Annotated in this window: 23 protein-coding genes; 9 read left to right on the forward strand and 14 right to left on the reverse strand. The window is 53.5% G+C overall.

What is annotated here, in order from left to right; genetic code table 11:
- Nucleotides 1–236: 236 nt before the first annotated feature.
- Nucleotides 237–1,307 (forward strand): endonuclease/exonuclease/phosphatase family protein, encoded by a 1,071-nt coding sequence (locus tag K7H09_RS12890; protein WP_009286938.1) that lies wholly within the window; start codon nt 237–239, stop codon nt 1,305–1,307.
- Nucleotides 1,308–1,343: 36 nt separating this feature from the next.
- On the opposite strand, the gene K7H09_RS12895 is transcribed toward K7H09_RS12890, so the two are convergent.
- Nucleotides 1,344–2,720 carry a class II fumarate hydratase gene (locus K7H09_RS12895; RefSeq protein ID WP_027957468.1) on the reverse strand — a complete coding sequence of 459 codons (1,377 nt, stop codon included), beginning with the start codon at nt 2,718–2,720 and terminating at the stop codon, nt 1,344–1,346.
- 296 nt (nt 2,721–3,016) lie between these two features.
- Here K7H09_RS12895 and K7H09_RS12900 point away from each other — a divergent pair, with 296 nt between their 5' ends.
- On the forward strand, nt 3,017–3,391 hold the full coding sequence (locus K7H09_RS12900; protein ID WP_039859040.1) for a phasin family protein: 375 nt from the start codon (nt 3,017–3,019) through the stop codon (nt 3,389–3,391).
- A 111-nt stretch (nt 3,392–3,502) separates the two neighbouring features.
- Here K7H09_RS12900 and hda read toward each other — a convergent pair whose 3' ends face one another.
- The 3 genes from hda to K7H09_RS24430 form a co-directional block, all read right to left on the reverse strand.
- Nucleotides 3,503–4,210, reverse strand: a complete 708-nt coding sequence (hda, locus tag K7H09_RS12905) for a DnaA regulatory inactivator Hda (protein ID WP_009286940.1) — start codon at nt 4,208–4,210, stop codon at nt 3,503–3,505.
- Nucleotides 4,207–5,337: an AI-2E family transporter gene (locus K7H09_RS12910; protein ID WP_009286941.1), complete on the reverse strand. Its 1,131-nt coding sequence runs from the start codon at nt 5,335–5,337 to the stop codon at nt 4,207–4,209. Before K7H09_RS12910 ends, hda begins: the two co-directional genes overlap by 4 nt.
- A 163-nt stretch (nt 5,338–5,500) precedes the next feature.
- Nucleotides 5,501–5,623, reverse strand: coding sequence for a hypothetical protein (locus tag K7H09_RS24430; protein ID WP_255200381.1), 123 nt, complete (start codon nt 5,621–5,623; stop codon nt 5,501–5,503).
- Here K7H09_RS24430 and purM point away from each other — a divergent pair.
- Both purM and purN read left to right on the forward strand, forming a co-directional pair.
- On the forward strand, nt 5,622–6,689 hold the full coding sequence (gene purM, locus K7H09_RS12915; RefSeq protein WP_027957471.1) for a phosphoribosylformylglycinamidine cyclo-ligase: 1,068 nt from the start codon (nt 5,622–5,624) through the stop codon (nt 6,687–6,689). The two genes, K7H09_RS24430 and purM, sit on opposite strands and share 2 nt — an antisense overlap.
- Entirely contained in the window at nt 6,686–7,441 is a 756-nt protein-coding gene (gene purN, locus K7H09_RS12920) for a phosphoribosylglycinamide formyltransferase (protein WP_009286943.1), read from the forward strand. The genes purM and purN overlap by 4 nt, the downstream gene beginning before the upstream one ends.
- 83 nt (nt 7,442–7,524) lie before the next feature.
- Here the strand turns inward: purN and dcd are convergent, their stop codons facing one another.
- The 4 genes from dcd to cobA all read right to left on the reverse strand — a co-directional run bounded on the left by dcd (nt 7,525) and on the right by cobA (nt 11,273).
- Nucleotides 7,525–8,091: a dCTP deaminase gene (gene dcd / locus K7H09_RS12925; protein WP_009286944.1), complete on the reverse strand. Its 567-nt coding sequence runs from the start codon at nt 8,089–8,091 to the stop codon at nt 7,525–7,527.
- An 11-nt stretch (nt 8,092–8,102) separates the two neighbouring features.
- Nucleotides 8,103–8,903 carry an iron-sulfur cluster carrier protein ApbC gene (apbC, locus tag K7H09_RS12930; RefSeq protein WP_009286945.1) on the reverse strand — a complete coding sequence of 267 codons (801 nt, stop codon included), beginning with the start codon at nt 8,901–8,903 and terminating at the stop codon, nt 8,103–8,105.
- Between the two features lie 174 nt (nt 8,904–9,077).
- Entirely contained in the window at nt 9,078–10,247 is a 1,170-nt protein-coding gene (locus K7H09_RS12935; RefSeq protein WP_027957472.1) for a hypothetical protein, read from the reverse strand.
- 204 nt (nt 10,248–10,451) lie between these two features.
- Complete coding sequence (gene cobA, locus K7H09_RS12940; protein WP_051430467.1) at nt 10,452–11,273, reverse strand: uroporphyrinogen-III C-methyltransferase; 822 nt, start codon at nt 11,271–11,273, stop codon at nt 10,452–10,454.
- 243 nt (nt 11,274–11,516) lie between these two features.
- Between cobA and K7H09_RS12945 the strand changes: the two genes are divergently transcribed.
- From K7H09_RS12945 to K7H09_RS12960, 4 genes are all read left to right on the forward strand, one after another.
- Nucleotides 11,517–12,419 carry a GGDEF domain-containing protein gene (locus K7H09_RS12945; RefSeq protein ID WP_022523231.1) on the forward strand — a complete coding sequence of 301 codons (903 nt, stop codon included), beginning with the start codon at nt 11,517–11,519 and terminating at the stop codon, nt 12,417–12,419.
- 30 nt (nt 12,420–12,449) lie between these two features.
- Nucleotides 12,450–12,788 carry a 4a-hydroxytetrahydrobiopterin dehydratase gene (locus K7H09_RS12950; RefSeq protein WP_022523230.1) on the forward strand — a complete coding sequence of 113 codons (339 nt, stop codon included), beginning with the start codon at nt 12,450–12,452 and terminating at the stop codon, nt 12,786–12,788.
- On the forward strand, nt 12,789–13,979 hold the full coding sequence (locus K7H09_RS12955; protein ID WP_155705907.1) for an amino acid aminotransferase: 1,191 nt from the start codon (nt 12,789–12,791) through the stop codon (nt 13,977–13,979).
- Nucleotides 13,980–14,116: 137 nt separating this feature from the next.
- A complete protein-coding gene (locus tag K7H09_RS12960; protein WP_027957474.1) occupies nt 14,117–15,601 on the forward strand; it encodes a uracil permease in 1,485 nt (494 codons plus the stop codon).
- Here the strand turns inward: K7H09_RS12960 and K7H09_RS12965 are convergent.
- The 3 genes from K7H09_RS12965 to K7H09_RS12975 all read right to left on the reverse strand — a co-directional run bounded on the left by K7H09_RS12965 (nt 15,598) and on the right by K7H09_RS12975 (nt 18,276).
- Nucleotides 15,598–16,932 carry an MATE family efflux transporter gene (locus tag K7H09_RS12965; protein ID WP_039859217.1) on the reverse strand — a complete coding sequence of 445 codons (1,335 nt, stop codon included), beginning with the start codon at nt 16,930–16,932 and terminating at the stop codon, nt 15,598–15,600. The genes K7H09_RS12960 and K7H09_RS12965 overlap by 4 nt on opposite strands.
- Before the next feature lie 93 nt (nt 16,933–17,025).
- Nucleotides 17,026–17,610 (reverse strand): YceI family protein, encoded by a 585-nt coding sequence (locus tag K7H09_RS12970; RefSeq protein ID WP_022523227.1) that lies wholly within the window; start codon nt 17,608–17,610, stop codon nt 17,026–17,028.
- 108 nt (nt 17,611–17,718) lie between these two features.
- Nucleotides 17,719–18,276, reverse strand: coding sequence for a cytochrome b (locus K7H09_RS12975; RefSeq protein ID WP_022523226.1), 558 nt, complete (start codon nt 18,274–18,276; stop codon nt 17,719–17,721).
- Between the two features lie 353 nt (nt 18,277–18,629).
- Here K7H09_RS12975 and K7H09_RS12980 point away from each other — a divergent pair, with 353 nt between their 5' ends.
- Nucleotides 18,630–18,908 (forward strand): hypothetical protein, encoded by a 279-nt coding sequence (locus K7H09_RS12980; protein WP_022523225.1) that lies wholly within the window; start codon nt 18,630–18,632, stop codon nt 18,906–18,908.
- 114 nt (nt 18,909–19,022) lie between these two features.
- On the opposite strand, the gene K7H09_RS12985 is transcribed toward K7H09_RS12980, so the two are convergent.
- From K7H09_RS12985 to K7H09_RS12995, 3 genes are all read right to left on the reverse strand, one after another.
- On the reverse strand, nt 19,023–20,234 hold the full coding sequence (locus tag K7H09_RS12985; RefSeq protein ID WP_022523224.1) for an O-succinylhomoserine sulfhydrylase: 1,212 nt from the start codon (nt 20,232–20,234) through the stop codon (nt 19,023–19,025).
- A 12-nt stretch (nt 20,235–20,246) separates the two neighbouring features.
- Nucleotides 20,247–21,767, reverse strand: a complete 1,521-nt coding sequence (gene purF / locus K7H09_RS12990; protein ID WP_009286952.1) for an amidophosphoribosyltransferase — start codon at nt 21,765–21,767, stop codon at nt 20,247–20,249.
- An 87-nt stretch (nt 21,768–21,854) separates the two neighbouring features.
- Nucleotides 21,855–22,430, reverse strand: a complete 576-nt coding sequence (locus K7H09_RS12995; RefSeq protein ID WP_027957477.1) for a CvpA family protein — start codon at nt 22,428–22,430, stop codon at nt 21,855–21,857.

Genomic DNA, 22,430 nt, shown 5'->3' on the forward strand with positions numbered 1-22,430 from the left:
TCTATTGCGCTATCTGTTCTATTGCACTTTCTGAGATGGGCTATTGGATAGCCGCGCGCCTTGCAACGGATGCATATCTTACGCTCTTATCACTGAATTGCAAGTTCTTTTCCATTGCGCGCCCTCTCCCTCCAGCCTTAAACCCATTACGAATAGAGGCTCAATTCGACACCTGTGACCTTCTAGCGCTAGGCTTAGCGCTTCAAGGTGCTGGGTGTTCTATAGGGAGATAAACCATGCTGGGTATTTTGCTAGGAAGCATAGCGATCGTACTGTTATTGGCGACGCTGATTGCAAGAATACATTTACACTGGTGGTGGATCCGCAGTTTTGAATTTCCACGCCTGCAGATCGCTTGCCTAGCTTTAATCACTTGGCTATTAGCCGCTATCTTCGTTGAGCCTGGCCCTTGGCTATGGGTAGCCCTGCTCGCCTCAGGCATCACTTTACTGTTTCAAGTCTACTATATTCTGCCCTGGACACCGCTGTGGCCGGTGCAGGTCAAGGCGGCGAAGAGTAACGATTCAGATAAAACGATCACGCTACTGATCGCTAACGTACTGACCCCTAACCGGCAGGCCCAAGCGCTGATCGATATGATTAAACAGCATCAGCCCGACATAGTACTGACCCTGGAGTCAGACCAGTGGTGGCAAGATCAGTTAGATCCGGCTCTCGCAGAGCAGTGGCCGCACAGCGTTAAAATCCCGCTCGACAACCTTTACGGCATGCACCTTTACTCGCACCTGGAGCTCTCTAACACCTCGGTGGAGTGGCTAATTCAGGACGACATCCCGTCTATTCACACCCGAGTGACGCTTGCTAACGGCGATAGCATTCGCTTTTACGCGTTACATCCCCGTCCACCGGCCCCCAGTGAGAGTGAAAAATCCCTTTGGCGGGATGCTGAACTGCTATTGGTCGGCAAGAAAATTCATGAAGATCCCCAAGCAACGTTGGTCGCCGGGGATCTGAACGATGTAGCGTGGTCGCGCACTACGCGACTTTTCTGCCGCGTTGGCGGCATGCTCGACCCACGCCGGGGACGTGGTTTATTCAGCACCTTCCACGCCAAATATCCCGTGTTGCGCTGGCCCCTTGACCACATTTTTGTGACCGAACACTTCACCTTAGTCGGCATGCAGCGCCTGAGTTACTTCGGCTCCGACCACTTCCCGATACTGGCCACCTTTTGCTACCGCCCTTCGCGTCAAGACGAGCATGAAACGCCCGAAGCCGATGCTGAGGAGCGCAGTGAGGCCAGCGAAACGATTCAGGAAGGTAAAACCGAAAAGCAGGAAACCTGAACGCGGTTGGCCTAAAGATAGCTGACCTTAAACGTGTTACTCAGGAATGCCTCCGTGCGTTAACGCGACCGGATCCAGCAGCCGCTCTAGCGTCTCCCGGTCAAGGTCAGTTTTCTCCTCCGCCACATCAATAATTGGCCTCCCCGCCTGGTAAGCCTCTTTGGCGACAGCGGCGGCGGCGTTATAGCCAATCACGCCATTTAGCGCCGTTACCAAAATGGGATTTCTGGCCAGCGGGCCTTCCAGGTTATCTTCACGAACCTTAAAGGTGGCAATCGCACGATCAGCCAGCAATCGAGCGGTATTACTCATCAAGCTTATAGACGTTAATAAGTTGGAAGCCACCAACGGCAACATCACGTTCAGTTGAAAGTTACCACTCTGCCCGGCCACGGTAATCGCGGTATCCAGGCCAATAACCTGTGCAGCGGCCTGGGCGGCTGACTCAGGAATAACAGGATTAACCTTCCCAGGCATAATTGAGCTACCGGGCTGTAACGCCTCGAGCTCAATCTCGCCCAGCCCCGCCAGCGGCCCCGAATTCATCCAGCGCAGGTCGTTGGCTATTTTCATAATCACGCAGGCTAAGCCTTTCAACTGCCCCGAGAGCTCTACCGCCGCATCCTGAGACGAGAGGCTGGCAAAGAAGCTGTCATTAGGGGTAAACATCAACCCGGTCTGTTCGCTCAGCTCTTGGGCGACCTGCTCAGCAAAACCGATAGGAGCGTTAATGCCGGTCCCCACGGCCGTGCCACCTTGAGCTAATCGGCACAGCCGTTTCATGGCACTATCAAAGCGCTCAATGGCCTGACCTAGTTGGCTAGACCAAGCACCCAGCTCTTGATCCATACGCAGCGGCATGGCGTCCATGAGGTGAGTACGACCGGTTTTTACCACATGGCTCAGCTCACTGGCCCGCTTGTCGATAGTGTCACGCAGGTGGACAAGGGCTGGGCGCAACGATTCGTGCACCGCGATGGCAGCCGACAGGTGAATGGCCGTGGGAATCACATCATTGCTGGACTGCCCCATATTGACGTGATCGTTCGGGGTTACCTCAACGCCTTCACGGCTTGCTAATGTAGCCAACACCTCGTTGACATTCATATTGGTGGAGGTACCTGAGCCAGTTTGAAACACATCGATAGGAAAGTGCTGGTCATGCTTGCCCGTTAACACTTCCCGCGCCGCTTTTTGAATCGCTTCCCCCCGCGCACTATCAAGCCCTCCTAGCGATTGATTAGCCCGGGCTGCCGCTAGCTTGATACGAGTGACAGCGTGAATAAAGGCCGGGGGCATGGGCGAATGAGAGACAGGGAAGTTATTGATTGCTCGCTGGGTTTGTGCCCCATAAAGAGCCTCAGAAGGCACTTCCAACTCGCCCATGCTATCGCGTTCCATCCGTGTTGCCATTGCTCTTTCTCCCATCAGTAAGATTAATGGTGATGCTTATCTGAGCGCATAGCCAACCTATCGTTCACTCGCTAAAGCCACATCCACTGCCTTCAAGCTAGCTGGTTAGACCATAGGGGTAAACAGGCTCTTGCCCCGTGCACTTTAAAATGCCAAAAACCAAATGTTGCACTGCACAAAAACAGTTGCTATGCTGCACTGCAAGATAGCTTATAAATAAAGCTACCCAATTAAATAAGCAGCGCCAACCTCTGGATAGCTGCTTTTGGTAAGACTAACCCCAGGAGGGTATGACGATGCGTACATTAAATACTAACGAAATGACTCAGCAGTTTGACAACATGTTCATGGCGCCAGTACGCGCTTACATGGCGCTGAGCATCGATTACAGCGAAAAAATGATTAACGCTCAGATGGACGCCAGCAAAGCTTATGCCGACACCGGCATTGCGCAAATGCGCCAAATGATGGAAGTAAAAGACGCAGAGGGCCTGCGTAGCTACATGGAAGGCCAGCAAAAGGTAGCTAAAGAGTTGGCTGAGCGTGTTAAAGGCGATACCGATAAAGTCGTATCTCTGCAGCAGGACTTTATCCAGAAAAGCCAGAAAATTACCGAAGACAACGTTAAGCAGGCGCAAACCGCTGCTAGCAAGTTGAACAAAACCGCTTAATCGCTTATTGAAACAGTAAGCTAGCAAGCATGTTTTATAAAACGCCCCTGTCGGCTCTTCGCTGACAGGGGCGTTTTAGTCGTTGCCTTTAGCATTTCTGTACCAGCCGTTTCACCAACCGAGGGCGGATTTCACAAAGGGAATAGTAAGCTTGCGCTTGGCTGAGAGCGATGCTTTATCCAGAGTCTCCACCGCGCGACACAGCTCACCTAACTCGCGGGGGCCACGATGCAAGATATAGCGCCCAACATCATCGGGGAGCTGCATCCCTCTCACACTGGCGCGCAGCTTTAGCGCTGCCAAACGCTCTTCGTCATCCTCCAAAGGGTGAACATGAAACGTTACCCCCCAGGTCAGGCGCGAAGCCAAGTCCGGTAGCACCACGTTTAATTGACGCGGTGAAGCACTGGCGGCAATCACTAATTTCTTGCCAGCATCTCTTAGCCGGTTAAAAGCATGGAACAGCGCTTCCTCCCAGCGCTTGCGACCAATCACACACTCCAGGTCATCAATGGCGACCAGATCCAGGCGCTCGATGTCTTCCAGCATTAATGGCGGAAAGTGGCCCAAGTCATCCAGGGGGAGATACAGTGCTCGTTTATCTGCATCGGACGCCGCATGACACGCCGCCTGTAAAAGATGGCTACGCCCTACCCCTGGCGCGCCCCACAGATAGAGGAACTGCTCCCCCTCCGGGGTAAGCTGCTGGGTAAGGTGTTCTACCAGCGGCGTATTTGCACGCGCCACATAATAATTATCAAAGGTCGCGTCATCACGCAGACCAATTCCCAAGGGAAGCTGTGCCGGTGCTCGGCTCATGGTGACTCCCGTCCATCATGATGGCCCAGCTCATCGTTATGTGAAGAGCTGACCTCAATGATTGGCGTATGTTTATCAGTATTTTGTTCGTCGTATAACTCGCTATGCTGATAGCGAACTTTTACTTCTTTTAGCAGCACTAGAATCACCGCGGCAACAGGCAGAGCCAACAACACCCCTGTTAGGCCAAACAGATTCCCCCCCGCCAGCACGGCGAATATAACCGCGACCGGATGCAGGCCAATCTTATCGCCCAACAATTTAGGCTGGAGAATCACACTCTCGGCCATTTGGCCAATACTAAACACCAGGATAACGCCTAACACCGCCCACCAGGTGGCGTACTGGAACAGCGCCACAACAAGGGCAATCACCAAGCCGACAATAAAACCCAGGAACGGGACAATGCTCACCAGTCCGGACACAAAGCCGATCAATAGGCCAAAGTTGAGCCCCATCAACGTTAAGCCCACCGCATAAATAATCCCTAAACAGAGCATTACCAGCAGCTGGCCGCGTAGAAACGATGACAACACTTCATCACAGCGACGCGCCAACCGGAAGGTATCATCCGCCCACTGGCGTGGCACGAGATTGGCAATATTGGTCAGCAGGCGGTTCCAGTCCAAAAGCAAATAGAAGGTCACCACAGGAATAAGTGCCACATAGGTGATCCAAGAGGCAAACGCCATACCGGAGCGGCCAATTTGGCCTAGCGCCTGGGCTAGGTAGCCACCAGCATCGCGCCAGTTTTCGACCAGCGTCTCGCGCGCGTTGGTTAACTCCGCGGTCAAGTCATAACCTGTCCACTCTTGTACCTGAGGAGCAAGCGTATTTTCTACCCAATTGAAGATACCCGGAATAGCTTCGCCCAGCTGTTTAAGCTGCTGAACAAGCAGCGGGATCAATATCAACAGGCTCGCCACGAGGACGACCAACAGTACTAAAAACACACTGCTCACCGCGAACGGCCGATTCATGCCCCAGCGCTGGAAACGGTTAGCCAGCGGGTCAGCTAAGTAAGCGAGAATCATCCCAGCAATAAAAGGCATCAGCGCCGCGTCTAACAAATAAATTAAACCGCCTATTACCACCAAAAATAGGACGCCCCACCAAGAATTCCGCATAGTTCCCTCTCAAACGTGGATTTAATCCGCTAAATATCACTTATCGTTACTATGGCACTGATCACGACACACTTTACTTATCACTACTAACTTTCACTCGCCACTACTAACTTTCATCCGCCACTACTATGCCGCAAATGAACGAAAGTCGCGCGTCTGCTTTTCATCCTGCGCGACGGCGGTGCGGCCAGCGTCGCTGAGTGTTACAATCCGCCAAAGTTAAGCCCAGCACTGGCCAATTCGCCAGCACTACCAGCACCGCTATTTGCTTCACAGGATCTGTCATGACCGAGACCTCTTCTTCTTCGGCTACTCCTTCCCTCAGCTATAAGGATGCAGGCGTCGATATCGATGCCGGTAACGCCCTTGTTGACCGCATTAAACACGTTGCCAAACGCACGACTCGCCCCGAAGTCATGGGCGGGCTTGGCGGCTTTGGCGCGCTATGCGAGATCCCCGCGGGCTATCGGCAGCCCGTGCTCGTCTCAGGTACCGATGGCGTCGGCACCAAGCTGCGCCTGGCAATGGATCTTGGCAAGCACGACACCATTGGTATTGATTTGGTCGCCATGTGTGTCAACGACCTTATCGTGGCTGGCGCCGAACCGCTGCTATTTCTTGACTACTATGCCACGGGTAAGCTCGATGTGGATATTGCTGCTGACGTTGTCACCGGCATTGGCGCTGGTTGCGAATTGGCTGGCTGCGCCCTGGTAGGCGGCGAAACCGCCGAAATGCCGGGTATGTACGAAGGCAGCGACTACGATTTAGCGGGCTTTTGCGTGGGCGTGGTTGAAAAAGCAGATATTTTAGATGGCAGCAAAGTGGCCGAAGGCGACGTCATATTGGGGCTTGCCTCATCCGGGCCACACTCCAACGGCTACTCATTGATTCGTAAAATCCTTGAGGTCAGCGACGCTTCTCTAGAGACCGACATCGCCGGTAAAACCCTTGGCGATGCGCTGATGGCCCCCACCCGCATCTATGTCAAATCACTGCTCTCCTTGATGCGCGGTAGCGAGATTGCCGTGCATGCGTTATCACACATCACCGGTGGCGGTTTGCTTGAAAACATTCCTCGCGTACTGCCGGACAACCTCGCTGCGCATATTGATATTGCCAGTTGGCAGCGACCAGCCGTGTTTGATTGGCTACAGGCCAATGGAAACGTGAATGAAACTGAAATGCACCGCGTGCTCAATTGCGGTATTGGGATGGTCGTTGTGGTGCCGCAGCATCAAGCAAAACAGGCAATGGCTCACCTGGAAGCCGAAGGCGAATCCGTTTATCGTCTAGGGCAGATCGTTGAACGCCAAGGGGACGCCGTTATTTTGGAGAACCTCTCGGCATGACCAATACGGACTACCAGAGCGATACCATTAAAGACGTAACACCAGAGCCTCTCGGTGCACGCCGCATTGTCGTGCTTATCTCTGGCAGCGGTAGCAATCTTCAGGCGCTGATTGATGCTCAGTCCCACGACCGCTTAGGCGGCGGTGAGATTGTCGCAGTGATTTCCAATATTGCTGACGCCTATGGTTTGAAACGCGCACACGAAGCGGGCATTGAAGCGGTTGCCCTCCCCCACAGGGAGTATGATAGTCGCGAAGCCTACGACGGCGCCTTGATCAAAGTCATTGAGCGTCACGAGCCGGATCTGATTGTACTGGCGGGCTTTATGCGCATTTTGACGCCTCGCTTTGTGCAGCGCTTCCTGGGCCGTATGCTGAATATCCATCCTTCATTGCTGCCAGACTACCAAGGGCTCAACACTCACGCCCGCGCCCTGGCAGACGGTGTTGCCAGCCACGGCTGTAGCGTTCACTTCGTCACCGAAGAGCTAGACGGTGGCCCAGTGGTACTGCAAGCGGAGCTGCTGGTCAACGCGGACGACACGGCTGAAACACTGCAAGAGAAGGTTCGCTCCCGGGAACACCTAATCTACCCGATTGCAGTGCAGTGGTTTTTGGAAGGCAGGCTGCAGTTCAGTGCCGAAGGCGCCAAAATGGACGGTCATCTGCTACCGGAACACGGTATGCGGCTTTCCCACGCTGATGCTGCAGAAGAGCTTGATGAGGAGCTCGACGAAGAGTCGCAGGATTAGCATGAAAACGTCATCATAAGCATTGAAAAGCGCCTTACGTTTTTGCCGTAAGGCGCTTTTTTGTAGCAATGTACTTCGTATAACTAGGTACGCGGCAAGGTTACCCCACGCTGCCCCATATACTTTCCGCCCCGGTCTTTATACGAGGTTTCGCATACTTCGTCGGACTCTAAGAACAACATCTGGGCGACGCCCTCATGAGCGTAGATTTTTGCCGGCAGGTTGGTGGTGTTAGAGAATTCCAGCGTAACGTGGCCCTCCCACTCGGGCTCCAGCGGCGTCACGTTGACAATAATGCCGCAGCGCGCGTAGGTGGATTTCCCCAGGCAAATAGTCAGCACGTTACGGGGAATACGGAAATACTCCACCGTGCGCGCCAGCGCAAAAGAGTTCGGCGGAATAATACAGACATCGCCTTTAATATCGACGAAGCTGTTCGCGTCAAACGCTTTGGGATCAACAATCGCTGAGTGAATATTGGTGAAGACTTTGAATTCGTCTGAGCAGCGCACATCGTAACCGTAGCTTGAGGTGCCGTAGGAAATCACGCGCTGTTCGTTCACGTAGCGCACTTGCTCGGCTTCAAACGGCTCAATCATCGCGTCGCTTTTGGCCATGCGACGAATCCAATTATCAGATTTGATACTCATTTATGTCGTTATCACTCACTAAAGGAAATAGTTGGGCCGTCGCCTTGATTCGCGCTAACCGCTTCAGCGACTTTTTGGGCAATAGTCGCAAAGGTTTGACTCACCGCCCCGTCAGGTTCGGATACCACACTCGGGCGTCCCGAATCTGTCAGCTCTCGGATGGAGAGCGTCAGCGGCAGGCGTCCAAGTACTTGGGTATCGTACTCCTGGGCGATATTATCGCCACCACCTGTGCCGAAAATAGCCGCTTCATGGCCGCACTTTTCGCAGTGGTAGAGGCTCATATTTTCCACCACGCCAAGCACCGGCACGTTGACCTTGCGGAACATTTCGATCCCTTTACGGGCATCTAACAGCGCAATATCCTGTGGGGTGGTCACAATCACCGCCCCTGCCACCGGCACTTTCTGGGCCAGGGTCAGTTGGATATCGCCAGTACCTGGGGGCATGTCGATCAATAGAAAATCGAGATTATCCCATTGGGTTTGCGTCAGCATCTGCTGAAACGCGCCCACTACCATCGGCCCGCGCCACACCATTGGCTCACGGGTATTGACCATAAATGCCATCGACATGGCCTGAATGCCATGGGCCTGGAGCGGAAGGAATTTGTCATTACTTGCCGCCTGGGGGCGCGTACCCTCTTTAACACCGAGCATTTGTGCCTGGCTGGGTCCATAGATATCCGCATCCAGGACACCCACGCGATAGCCCTGTGCTGCCAGCGCTAATGCCAAATTCACGGTGACGGTGGATTTTCCCACGCCTCCCTTGCCCGATGCCACTGCAATAATATGTTTAACCCCATCCATTCAATGGCACTCCTCGTTTTAAGCTCTTAATAACTGAATTAACGTTGAGTGAATGATACGCCTCACAGCCAAAATCATAAACCAACAACAAGTGGGCGGATGCCGGTTCCCCGACATCCGCCCTTACTTTTCTAACGCGAAAGGTGCGTTACAGCATTACTATCCCGCCACTTATTAGCCAGCGTTTTGCTGCGACTCTTCACTGCCACCATCACTGTCATTGGCACTCTCACTTGAAGAGTTCCCATCTGACGAGCCCCCATTCGACGAGCTATCAGAAGAGCTGCTCGGGGAAGATGATGCAGCCTCACCCGCTGACTCTTCTGCATCGGCCAAACGGCTGTCTAACGTCGACAGCTCATCGCGCCATTCACTTAACTGGCTCTCTAAACGCTCTAGCTGGCTTTCACGCTTTTCGATATCACTCTCAACGCTGGCCACTTCTTCACGCCCAATATCCAGGGCAACCATGACGTCATCCAGCTCACTGCGCACCTGACTCAAGCTCTGCTCTTCTTCTTCGCGCAGCGCCGTTAGCGAATCAACATCACTTTGCAGCTCATCGCGTTCGCTGGTGAGTGAGTCACGCTCATTTTTTAGCTCACCAAGCTCGCTCTGGACACTCGAAATTTCCTCTTCTAAGCCACTTAGCTGTTCATTTGACTGGCTAATCTGATCTTCCAGCGAGGACAACTCATCTTCGGTATTGCCCAGCTCTTCGATCGCTTGCTGACGCTGCTGCTCCGCTTCCTGACGGGCAGCCTCAGCCTCCTGGCGGGCTTCTTCAGCACTAGAACGCGCTTCTTCTACTTGCTGGAGGGCACTTTCCGCCTCATCCCGAGTGCTGGTGATTTGATCACGCTCTTCGCGCAACGCAGTCATCTCGCTTTCAGCGCTCTCTACCTGCTCATTAAGAGAGGCAATTTCTTCTTCCAGCGCATCGCGCTCGGACTCAAGCTCTTCTAAACGCGACTGCACATCGCTGACATTGCCTTGGGCACTCTCAAGCGACGAGCTGGCCTCTTGCTGTTGAGCCTCAAGGGACGCCATCTCCTCTTGCAGCGCGGCTAAATTGGTTTCAGCTTCCTCAATTTCGCTAATGCGCTGGCTCATTTGGCTATTTTCCTGCTCAGCGCTGGCGAGCTGCTCTTCTAAGCTATTGACACGATCCTGGCGAGAACCTGCATTAGACTGCGCCATAATGGCCCAGATAACGGCAATGGCGGCGATACCAGCAATCGCTTTTACCCGGTTATCTTGAAAGAGGGTTTTCATGTCCGACTTTTTAGCCGGTTCTGGCTTGTTGGCAGGCGACTGGTGATCCGAGTGGTTTGCTTCCGACATTATGCGTTCCTCTATGGTCTTAGCTAACGTTTGTCCAAGCTAACAACAATCAGTTGCGCGATGATCAAGTACATAGGTAATGCGCTAACCGTGAATGCTCTCCCCCTTCAGCATACACAGCTCACTGTATCTAGCCAGTCTGTTTGCAAAATCGTGTACAAATGTTGCTACTGCGTTACAAGACAAGCAGGAACGATTATTATTTTAGCCAGAAGGAGGATGCTTTCCCTCATGAAAACCAGAGGCCTCTCCGCTCAGCGCATCAAACCAATCCAGTGTGGTATGCAGTGACACTACGCTGCCCACTATTAGCAGCGTAGGCGGTTTAATGTGGCCCGCCAAGAAAGTATCTGGTAATCCAGATAACGTACCCACGTGGGTACGCTGTCGGCGGGTCGTGCCCTGTTCAATCAGCGCCAGCGGTGTGTCTGGCGCTAAACCATGCTTAACCAGCGCCTGGCTGATCACCTTTACGGTGCCCAGCCCCATATAAAACACCAAGGTTTGCCCAGGCCGCGCTAACGCATCCCAATCAAGCTCACACTCCCCCTGCTGTAAATGCCCGGTGATGAAACGCACCGACTGGGCATGGTCGCGATGGGTCAAAGGAATGCCCGCATACGCCGCGCAGCCTGATGCCGCCGTCACCCCTGGGATGACTTCCACGCTTACTTGTGCTGCCACCAGCGCCTCAAGCTCCTCTCCGCCCCGGCCAAAAATAAACGGATCACCACCTTTAAGGCGCACGACACGCTTACCCTGCTGAGCCCACTTTACAAGCGCTTGATTAATCCCCTCTTGAGGGACGCTGTGCAGAGAGCGTGCTTTACCCACATAAAATCGCTGCGCCTGTGGCGGTATAAAGGCGACTATTTCACCGCTAACCAAGCGGTCGTACAGCACCACTTCAGCGGACTGCAGTCGCTTATACGCTTTTAGCGTCAATAACTCCGGGTCGCCAGGGCCCGCGCCCACTAGACTTACCAGGCCGTATGGCTGAGCCGTTTGCTCTCGTCCTGCTTCCAAGAATCCACCCCAGGAATAAAAAAGTTTTTTAATATGCAAAAAAGTAATTAATTTTACCACTAAATGCCAATAACACCTTGTCTATTGCTTATAATGCAATCGAATATATATAAATAGAACATATATATTCTAAAAAAATATAGATAATAGCCATTTTGTCTGCAATGGCTTACATCCTGATTACGTATTTAGGGCTAATCTTCACGATCGAATTTAAATTGGCATATGTTTGGAGATTCACGCATGCCCGTGAATGATATAGACGCACCAGAGCGAGTCAGTGCAGACCACCTCGTACCCCACATACCCGGCGTTATCTTTCAGTTTCATCGCGCGCGCAATGGCCATATGCGGTTCCCCTACTTGGAGGGCGGCGGCGTGGCTCTCAAACATATTGACCGGGAACTGCTCGCCGAAAATGCAGGGCAGCTAGTTGAGCAACTGACCGGCAACGACCACCCCAAGATAATGTCCGCTATCGAACGCTCAGCCCGCTGGATGTTGCCTCTAACCACACGCTTTAGGCTACCGTTTCCACAAGACAAACCACACTGGATTGCGGTTAGCGCCAAACCAAAGCCCGTCGTCGATGGCGTGCAGTGGAACGGCATAATGATGGATATTAGCGATCAAGTCAGCGAAGAGCAGCGGCTGCGCAAACTATGCGATACAGACCCCCTGACTCAACTCCCCAATCGGCGCAAGCTCATGATGCACTTAACCCATGTTGCATCGCTTAGCGCCCGCCACGGCACACCGCTCTCCATCATGATGATCGATATTGATCACTTTAAGCGGCTTAATGATCGTTGGGGACATCTGCACGGGGATGATGTGCTTAAACAGTTGGCAACCTACGCCCAGTCGCTGCTGCGTTGCGAAGACATGGTGGCTCGGTTGGGAGGAGAAGAGTTTATGGTCGTGCTGCCGCTTACTCCGCTGCAGCAATGCCATGCACTTGCCGACCGCTTACGCCAGGCTATCAGTGTACGCGACTTCGGTATGGGGCCAGGCCAAGTGACGCTGAGTATTGGGGTTGCCGAATATCGCTGTGGCGAACCCCTCACGAGTCTGATCGAGCGGGCCGACCAGGCGCTGTATAGCGCCAAAGACGTTGGTCGTGACTGCGTTTGCCATCTACGCTGATAAGGCATACTCAATTGCAGGAGCCAAACAATGACAAGGCTAGCCGACGCCATTTGTGAACCGTGCAGCAAAGATGCTCAACCTTTAAGTAAAGATGAAGCCCAAGAGCGGCTAAAAAGCCTCAGCCAGTGGCAGATTGTCGAGCACGATGGCATCATGAAGCTGTCGCGAAGTTTTAAATTCCGTGACTTTGCCAGCGCATTGGCATTTACCCAAGGCGTTGGCGATATTGCAGAGCAGGCTGGCCATCACCCCGTTATCGTGACCGAGTGGGGCAAAGCCACCGTCACGTGGTGGTCTCACGCTATTAAAGGCCTGCATCTTAATGACTTCATTCTTGCCGCCAGAACCGACGAGGTAGCCGAATAAATGTTTGAGCATATTGAGCGAGTCCCAGGAGATGCCATTCTCGGGCTGATCGAAGCTTTCAAGAAAGATACCAATCCGCAAAAGGTGGATTTAGGTGTTGGTGTTTACCGCGATACCCAAGGCAATACGCCGGTAATGCGCGCCGTTAAGGAAGCAGAAGCTCGCCTGCTCAAGAATGAAACGACGAAAACCTATATCGGTTCTCACGGCGCGCCCAGCTATGGTGAAGTAGTACTTCCCATGGTTTTCGGTGCTGAGTCACCGGTACTCAAAGCCAACCGTGCCAGCGCTACCCAGTCGCCTGGCGGCACCGGCGCCCTGCGCCTGGCAGCCGACTTCATTTCCACTCAGTTGCCGGGCAAAGGTATCTGGGTAAGCGACCCAACATGGCCCAACCACCACGGTATTTTTACCGCCGCGGGTATTGAGCTGCACAAGTACCCCTACGTTGACCCCGACAACCGTCTCGACTTCGACGGTATGCGTGCAGCGCTAAAAAGCATTCCAGAAGGCGATGTAGTCGTACTCCACGCCTGCTGCCATAACCCGACCGGGTTTGACCTTTCCCACGACCAGTGGCAGGAAGTATTAGAGATCGTCCGTGAGCGCAAGCTGCTGCCGCTGATCGACTTTGCCTATCAGGGCTTTGGCGAAGGGCTGGACGAGGATGCTTACGGCGTTCGCTTACTGGCGGAAAACCTCGACGAAGCGATCATCACCAGCTCCTGCTCCAAGAACTTCGGTATTTATTGTGAGCGTACCGGCTGCTTGATCATGGTGGCAAAAGACAGCGAGCAGATGGGCAACATTCGCTCACAGGTCGCGATCGTGGCACGGGAAAACTACTCAAACCCGCCTGCACACGGCGGCGCTATCGTCAGTGAGATCCTCCACGATCCAGAGCTGACTGCGCTATGGCGTGAAGAGCTCACCGAAATGCGTGACCGTATCAATACTCTGCGTCGCGATTTCGTTGAAGCACTGAAACCCTATGGCCTGGACGAGAAGTACGCCTGCGTAGCTGAACAGCGCGGTATGTTCTCCTACACAGGCTTAACGCCGGAACAGGTAGATCGGTTGCGCGATGAGTTTGGCATCTACATGGTACGCTCGGGTCGCGCTAACGTAGCGGGCTTCTCCCATGAGAACCTGCCCTACCTGGCCAAAGCGATTGCCGCTGTCAACGACTAGCTAGCAAGCATTGCCGCACTACAAACGCCCAGGCCTACCTGGGCGTTTTTGTGTGCTGAACACTTGACCGATTAGTCAACACTTCGGCACACTCAGCGTTGCCTTGTATACAACACACCATAATCAAGAGGCCTAACATGGCGGCTGCCAGCACCCACTACCCCTGGTACAAAAAAGAAGACACCGACGCGTTCTTCGCCCTGTTCCAAAACAATATTGCCAACTTTGTCATTATTGCCATCACCATGCTGGGCATGGGATTCCCCTCTTCCATTGTCTATGGGCAGGTGCTGCCAGGCGCGGCAGTAGCGGTAATGGTCGGTAATTTCTACTATGCCTGGAGCGCGGCAAGACTGGCCCGCAAGGAGAACCGTGCCGATGTAACGGCGCTCTCTTACGGTATCTCAACGCCGGTTATGTTTGTGTTTCTATTCGGCGTACTGCTACCCGCCAAACAGCTCACCGGTGATGCAGAAATGGCCTGGAAAGTAGCCGTCGCCGCCTGCTTTATCAGCGGCGCCATCGAAGCCGCAATCAGCATAATTGGCCGCTGGGTGCAGTACCACCTACCGCGCGCTGCCATGCTGGGCGCCGTTGCGGGTGTCGCACTGACGTTTATCGCCGGTGAAATGCTGTTCAAAACGCTGGAAATGCCGATTATTGGTCTACTGGTGCTAGCGATCATTATTGTTGGGCTGGTCGCACGAGTGAGTATGCCGTTTAAACTCCCCACCTCACTATTCGCCATTATCGTCGGCACCACCATGGCCTATTTGATTGGCGACGCCGGCACCGAGCGCTTTAGCGATGCGTTCACGCACTTGGGCTTTTATCCATTACTTCCCAACCTAGCCTGGTTTGAAGGGCTGGGATTACTGCTGACCAGTATGCTGGCGGTACTCACCGTGGTGCTGCCGATTACGCTCTATAACGCCATTGAGACGATGAACAACGTCGAGGCGATGGAGGCCGCAGGCGATAAGTACGATGTGCGGGAGTGTCAGGCGGTCGATGGCGCAGGCACCATGATTGGCGCGCTGTTTGGCGGCGTCTTTCCTACCACGGTCTATATTGCCACCGTAGGGGCCAAGTGGATGGGCGCAGGCCGGGGCTACAGCCTTCTCAACGGCGCGGTATATGCGCTGGCTACCATGTTCGGCTTAATCGCTGCCCTAGCCGCAATCATTCCCGTTTCAGTGGTCGCACCGATTTTGGTCTTTGTCGGTATGTCGATGATTGCCACCGCGTTTCAGTCCAACGACACACGCTACTATCCTGCCGTGGCGTTGGCCATGCTACCCTACTTCGCCAACTACGTGATGACGCGCTTTAACCGCGGGGCTGGTGAGGTCGTCACCGATATATCCAGTGCCATTGTGGTGATGGGCCAAGGGGCTATGTTTATGGCCATTCTGTTGGGCGCTATGACGGTATCGGTGATTGATCACCAGTTCCGACGCGCGGCCGCCTTCGCTGCCATTGCCGCGGGCTTTTCCTTCGTTGGGCTGATGCACGCCCCCGAACTGTCATTCAATGCTGCCCCAGAGTTCGTGATGGGCTACTTAGGGATGGCGCTGCTGTTTATCTACTTCTCCTTTCAGGAAGCTGGGCGCCTGCGTTAATTAACGAATCCCGCCTGCCGATGCGGGCGGGAAAGAATGCGCCGCATGACTTGCCACGCCATCAATCCTGCCAGCAGGTTGCCTACGGCGGCGCCCGCCGCCAGCCCCCACCAACCGAAGAACTGTGAACCTAACCACAGGCAGGGTAAATAGCAGATAAACAGCCGTGCGCTGGATAGCAGCATCGCTCGCAGCGGCCAACCTAGAGCATTGCCCGCCGAAACCACTAACATACAAACGCCCAGCGCTGCGTAGCTTGGCAGCAGAAAGCGAATCAGCAGGGTCAGCTCGTTTTGTACCTCTGGATTGCCTGCTAAGGCCATGGCTAGCCAGGGAGCCCCCAGGGCCAGTAGCACGCCCAGACTAAGCTGCCAAACCAGCGCGACCTTTACCGCCAAACGCATAAGCTGCTGAATTTGCCCCCAATCTCCGGCACCATAGCAGCGTCCTAACCACGGCGGTAGCGACATGGTCATAGCCAGAATAACCATCAGGGAAAGCGTTTCCAAACGGCTCGCCAACCCCCAGGCCGCTACTTCACTTTCACCCAGACCCGCCACCACTGAGATTGCCAGCATCGCAGCCAAGGGCGGCATCAGTTGGCTGACCATCGCGGGGGCGGCAATGCCAGTAAACGGCCGCCACGACTGCCTCGCCTCTAGCCATAGGCCTTGCTGCGATGCCCACTGGCGTTTGAGCAGTTTACGTGTAGTGACCAACAGACCCACTGAGAAGGCAATTGCAGTTGCCCAGGCAGCACCGGGCAATCCCCAACCCTCCCAATCGCCGACACCAAAAATCAGTAGTGGATCGAGCACCAGGTTCACAACACTACTGAGAACCATCATTTTACCTGGTAAACGGGTATCGCCATGGGCACGGAAAATGCTGTAGCTGAAATAGAGCAGTGCTCCCAGCCAGGCGGACAACAGTTGCGGCCCCCAGTAAATATGGATATAGGAAAGCGTCGTTTCATCGGCGCCAAGGAGCTGAAAAACGGGCACATGGAACACCCACAAGGCAAACGCCAACAGACCAATCACTCCGCCACCTGCCATTAATACCAGGCTGCTCAAGCGCCTCGCTCGCTCCCCTTCCCCTGCGCCGAGCGCCCGGGAAATAAGTGCCGCAATGGCGATACCCATACCCACTTGAATGCCGATAATCAGAAATGACAGCGGAAAGGTGAACGACTGCGCCGCTAGCTGTGCGGTACCCAAACGGGCAATAAAGGCGCTATCAACAAGTTGAAAACCCAATAGCGCCAACACCCCGATGGCCATTGGCCAGGTTTGCCGCCATAGGGTTATCGCCAACTCGCGTTGCTGCATCACAATTGCCAAGCCAACTCTCCTTTTATTCGCCTTAAACGCAAAAACGCCACCACCCCTAGCGGAGTGATGGCGCTTAACTAAAAGTACTCTTTACTGACGAATACCTTCAAACGTGACGTACAGCTCAAGCTCATGCATGGATTCTGGAAAATCGCTCATGTCGATTCCGTAATCACTCAACGTCAGCGTAGTGCTGCCTTCGAAACCAGCGCGGTAGTTACCCCAAGGGTCATCACCCTCACCCATCAGTGTAACCGGCATTTCAATCTCTTGGGTTTCGCCATGCAGGGTCAGATCACCAGTCAAGACGCCTTCATTTTCACCCGTTGATTCAAAGCCTGTGGAGCTAAATGTGGCGGTAGGGAACTCACCGGCATTAAGGAAATCTTCGCTCAAGATATGGCGATCACGCTCGGCGTGATTGCTGGTCAGGCTATCAACCTGCACTTCGATTTCAGCAGAAGACGCGTCGAGATCTTCAGGATCATAGGCAAACTGACCATCGAACTCTTCAAAGCTGCCGAGAATGTAGGAGAAGCCCAGATGTGAAATTTTAAACTGGACAAAAGCGTGCTGACCTTCGGTATCAATCTGATAATCAGCTGCCTGCGCTTGGCTCAAAGGTACCAGCGCTACAGCGGCGATCGCGGATGCAAATGCTGTCTTCTTGAACATATTGAATTGCTCCTTGCTTTACTTAATAGGCACCGCGGGCAGTCAATTATCTTACCCGCAGTGTTTAGAAAAACGTGTATACAGACAACGTCATTAACTTGGTGCGTTTTAATTGCCAGCTTGGCTATGCGCTGGGTTTAACATGCGTACCAAGGTTTTATGCCGACCTAACCAATGGTGCTTAACAGCAGCAAGGGCGTGGCCCGCTGCCAGGATCATCAACGCCAGGGCGCTGTACCAGTGTACGGTGCCCGCCTGGCTTGCCTGATTGGGCAAGTCATATAGCAACGCCGGCACCTCAAACCAACCAAACACACTAATACCACGTCCATCAGCAGTAGAAATTAAATAACCGCTCACCATAACGACTATTAGAAGCACATAGAGCGCAATATGACCGAGATGGGCAGCAATAGTTTCTAATCGACTCCCCTCGGCGTAGGGCGTCGGCTGTACGAAGCGCCATACCAAACGCGCAAAGGTAGCAAACAATAACAAGATGCCAATCGAGCGGTGTACCCACGGCCCCTGATTATACCAAGGGTCATAATAGCCCAGGTCAGTCATCCACCAGCCCAGTGCAAACAGACCAATAATGGCCAGCGCGCTTAGCCAATGAAACAGAATACTAATCAATCCCCAACCGTTGCGACTGTTACGCCACATTGTGATATTCCTCATTTTATCTATGGCTGCTTCAACTTAGCCAACGCGCTTATCAGATCTTGGATTACGCTATTCGTCCACGCCCAGAACCTTACCGCTAGAAGCTAATAAAAACCGCTGAAAAAAGCAGGATATTTCATTCGTAAAAACCATTGAATAACCAGGTAACAATTTTTACGCAGTTCGTCTTTCTAAAAAGACAAAGCCAATTCATTCTATAAAATCGAACAAAAAAAGCAAATATAACCAATTTTATAATTTTGTTTGCACGCTTACTATTAATGCATGTCCTAAAGGACATCCAGCAATGACCGAAAAACGGTACATAAACTTTCTATTAGAGAGCGCCAATCATGAAAAAAATGACCCTTATCACCGCTATTGCCATGACATTGACTTCTACTGCCGTTCTAGCTGAACAGGGATCTGGCGAGCTTAACCAGATTATTCAGCCTAGCTCTTCAGCGAATTACAGCACTGACAGCGTGCACCTGACACCAGCTGATTTGCCTTTGGTCAACGGCGATGCAAAGAACAACACCGTTGTTGCTCCGAGCTCTCACATCAATCACTCTTCCAGCAATGAAGACCAGGTTGCGCTGTCAGACCTGCCTCACCGCAACGCTTCTTGAAACAAATAAGGGTGCTTTGTTTGCACAGCATATGACCCATTAGGTTTCAAAAGTACGAAAAACCCACCTTTCAAAGGTGGGTTTTCGTGACTGTACAGGATTGCTTAACATCAATTAGCCAGCCAGAACATCCAAGCCACGAGCAAGATCGCGCTGGATATCCTGCTGACTCTCAAGCCCTACCGCCACGCGGATCAGCCCTGGCGCAATACCCGCCGCTTCTTTCTGAGCATCAGACAAACGCCCATGGGTAGTGGTGGCCGGATGAGTAATAGTGGATTTAACGTCACCCAAATTCCCTGTTATCGAAAGCATTCGGGTTGCATCGATCACCTGCCACGCACCCTCTTGTCCTCCTTTCACTTCAAAACCCAGCACCGCGCCAAACCCTTTCTGCTGCTGTTTAGCCAAAGCGTGCTGAGGATGATTCTCCAGGCCGCTATAAAACACATGCTTAACCGCCGGGTGGGCATCCAGCCAACGCGCCAGGGTCAAGGCGTTTTCACAGTGAGCTTTCATACGCAGCGACAGGGTTTCCAGGCCCTTGGTAAAAATCCACGCGTTGAAGGGGCTCAAGCAAGGCCCGCAGGTGCGCACCACGCCGAACACTTCCTCAAGCAGCGCATGACTACCTACCACGGCACCACCAACTGCACGGCCTTGGCCGTCCAAATACTTGGTCGCTGAGTGAATAACCAAGTCAGCACCTAACGCCAAGGGCTGCTGAAGTGCCGGGGTAAGGAAGCAGTTATCTATCGCCAGTAGCGCATCGTGACGTTTTGCCAACGCAGACAGGGCCGAAATATCGGCAATTTCTGACAGTGGATTTGAGGGCGTTTCGGCAAACAGTAGCCGCGTTTTGGGAGTAATCGCCGCTTCCCAGGCAGCAACGCTGGAAAGTTCCACATAGCGCGTGGTAATACCCAACTTACCTAGATACTTATCGAACAGACTAACCGTCGAGCCAAATAGCGACCGGGAGGCCACAATCTCGTCCCCTGCGGAAAGCAATGCCAGCGCAGTGGAGAGAATAGCGGACATACCCGAGCTGGTGGCCACACAACGCTCGCCACCTTCAAGGGCCGCCAGGCGGCGCTCAAAGGTATGCACTGTCGGGTTGGTAAAGCGCGAGTAGACGTTGCCCGGCTCCTGCCCACCAAATTTACGCGCCGCTTCTGCAGCGCTTTCGTAGACAAAGCTTGAGGTCGGAAAAATAGGCTCCGAGTGTTCTTGCTCGAAGGTGCGCTGATGGCCCGCACGGATAGCCAGCGTCTCTAATGACCACTCATCCTGGTGACCGTCTTCCTGATGATTATCATCATGCATAAGACTTCTCTCCTAATCGTCCAGGTCATCGTCCTGATTGTGCATATCGACCAGGGCATGATCACCGGCACTTTGATCCTTGGCGGAATCATTACGGCTAGCTTCCAAGGCGGCCAGGTAGGCGTCGTCGATATCACCAGTCACGTAATTGCCGTCAAACACCGAGCAATCAAACTCTTCCATTTCCGGGTTCACTTCGCGGCAGGCCGCTTTTAGATCCTCTAGGTTTTGATAGAAGATACGGTCAGCGCCAATCAAATCCCCTACTTCCTCTTCGCTGCGGCCATGAGCAATCAGCTCAGACGCTGCTGGCATATCGATGCCATACACGTTGGGGAAACGTACCGGGGGCGCCGCTGAGGCAAAATAGACCTTGCGTGCCCCGGCATCGCGGGCCATTTGAATGATCTGCTTACAGGTCGTGCCGCGCACAATGGAGTCGTCCACCAGCAAAACGTTTTTGCCTTTAAACTCAACGTCAATAGCATTGAGCTTTTGGCGTACCGATTTTTTACGCTGAGTTTGCCCCGGCATAATAAAGGTACGGCCAATATAGCGGTTCTTCATGAACCCTTCGCGGTAGGTCACCCCGAGGTGCTGCGCCATTTCAAGGGCGGAGGTACGCGATGTATCAGGGATCGGGATGACCACGTCGATATCGTGATCCGGCCACTCGTTGAGAATGCGATCCCCCAGCTTACGTCCCATCTGCATCCGGGTGCCGTAAACATAGGCGCCGTCCAACAGTGAATCGGGACGCGCTAGATAAACGTGCTCAAAGATACACGAACGTAGCTCGGGGCGGTCAGCACATACCTGGGTGTGAATATTGCCTTCGATATCGACAAAGATGGCTTCGCCGGGCGATAGGTCACGCTCCAGTTCAAAACCACCCACATCCAAGGCAACGGATTCGGAGGCAATCATCACCGCCTGCCCGTTCTCCTCTTCGCGGGTACCAAACACCACAGGGCGAATACCGAAGGGGTCACGAAATGCCACCATGCCAAAGCCGTTAATAATCGCGACAGCGGCATAACCACCCTTGCAGCGACGGTGAACACGACGCACGGCGTCGAAGATATCTTCCGCTTCCAGGTGCAAACCCTGCTTGCCCAGCTCGTGAGCGAAGACGTTAAGCAGCACTTCAGAATCGGAGCTGGTGTTGATGTGACGCAGATCGGTAGAGAACAGCTCCTGCTTCAACTGCTCAGAGTTGGTCAGGTTGCCGTTATGCGCCAGCGCAATGCCGTAAGGAGAGTTAACATAGAACGGCTGTGACTCAGCTTCACTTGAAGAGCCTGCCGTCGGGTAACGCACGTGACCAATGCCTAGGTTACCTTTTAGACGGGCCATATGACGGGTGTGAAATACATCACGTACCAAGCCGTTACTCTTGCGCAGTAGGAAGCGTCCCTCGCTCCATGTCATCATGCCGGCAGCGTCCTGGCCACGATGCTGAAGTACGGTCAGGGCATCGTAGATTCCCTGATTTACCGCCTGCTTGCCCAGAAGGCCCACTATACCGCACATTCACGTTACCTCGCTTAATGCCATGGCTTACCTAAGTCACATACCTAAGAAAGCCCGAACGTTCGTAGAATCGACTTCAGTAGCAGGTCAATCACCTGCCGGGATAACCTCACGCTCCGTCGCACTAGGCAGACGCAGTTCAGGTAGAGAGATGTCGCGCAGCGACGATGGCGCCTCAGGCAGCTCACGATCCCACTGATCTAACTGGCTCACCGCCCAATCGCGCAGTTGAATAAAGGTCGGTCGCAGCTCGGCTTGTTGCCACGCCTGCAGTTCCGCCAGCGGTGTGAGGGTAATCAGCACGGTAGCAATAAGCAAAATAACCGCCCCACGAGCAACACCAAAAGCCGCCCCTGCCACGCGGTTCAAAAGCCCCATACCTACCCACTCAATCGCCGCATGCACCAAGCGAATGACTATGCCGCAAAGCAAAATAACGGCAAAGATCACCAGTATAAAAGCGAGCACTAGGCGGGCATCAAAGCTATCGACAAACCCGCTCATCAGTTCGGCCACCGGTTCGGCGAGGACTCGGGCAACCATTAAGGCAACGACCCAGGCGGCCAAACCCAATGCCTCGCGAACAAATCCCCGGACGAATCCGGCTAGCATTGATAGCGCCAGCACGGCCAAGAACACCGCATCAATCCAGGTTAATGCCAT

This window comes from Halomonas sp. IOP_14, assembly GCF_021021315.1.
GTDB lineage: Bacteria > Pseudomonadota > Gammaproteobacteria > Pseudomonadales > Halomonadaceae > Vreelandella > Vreelandella titanicae.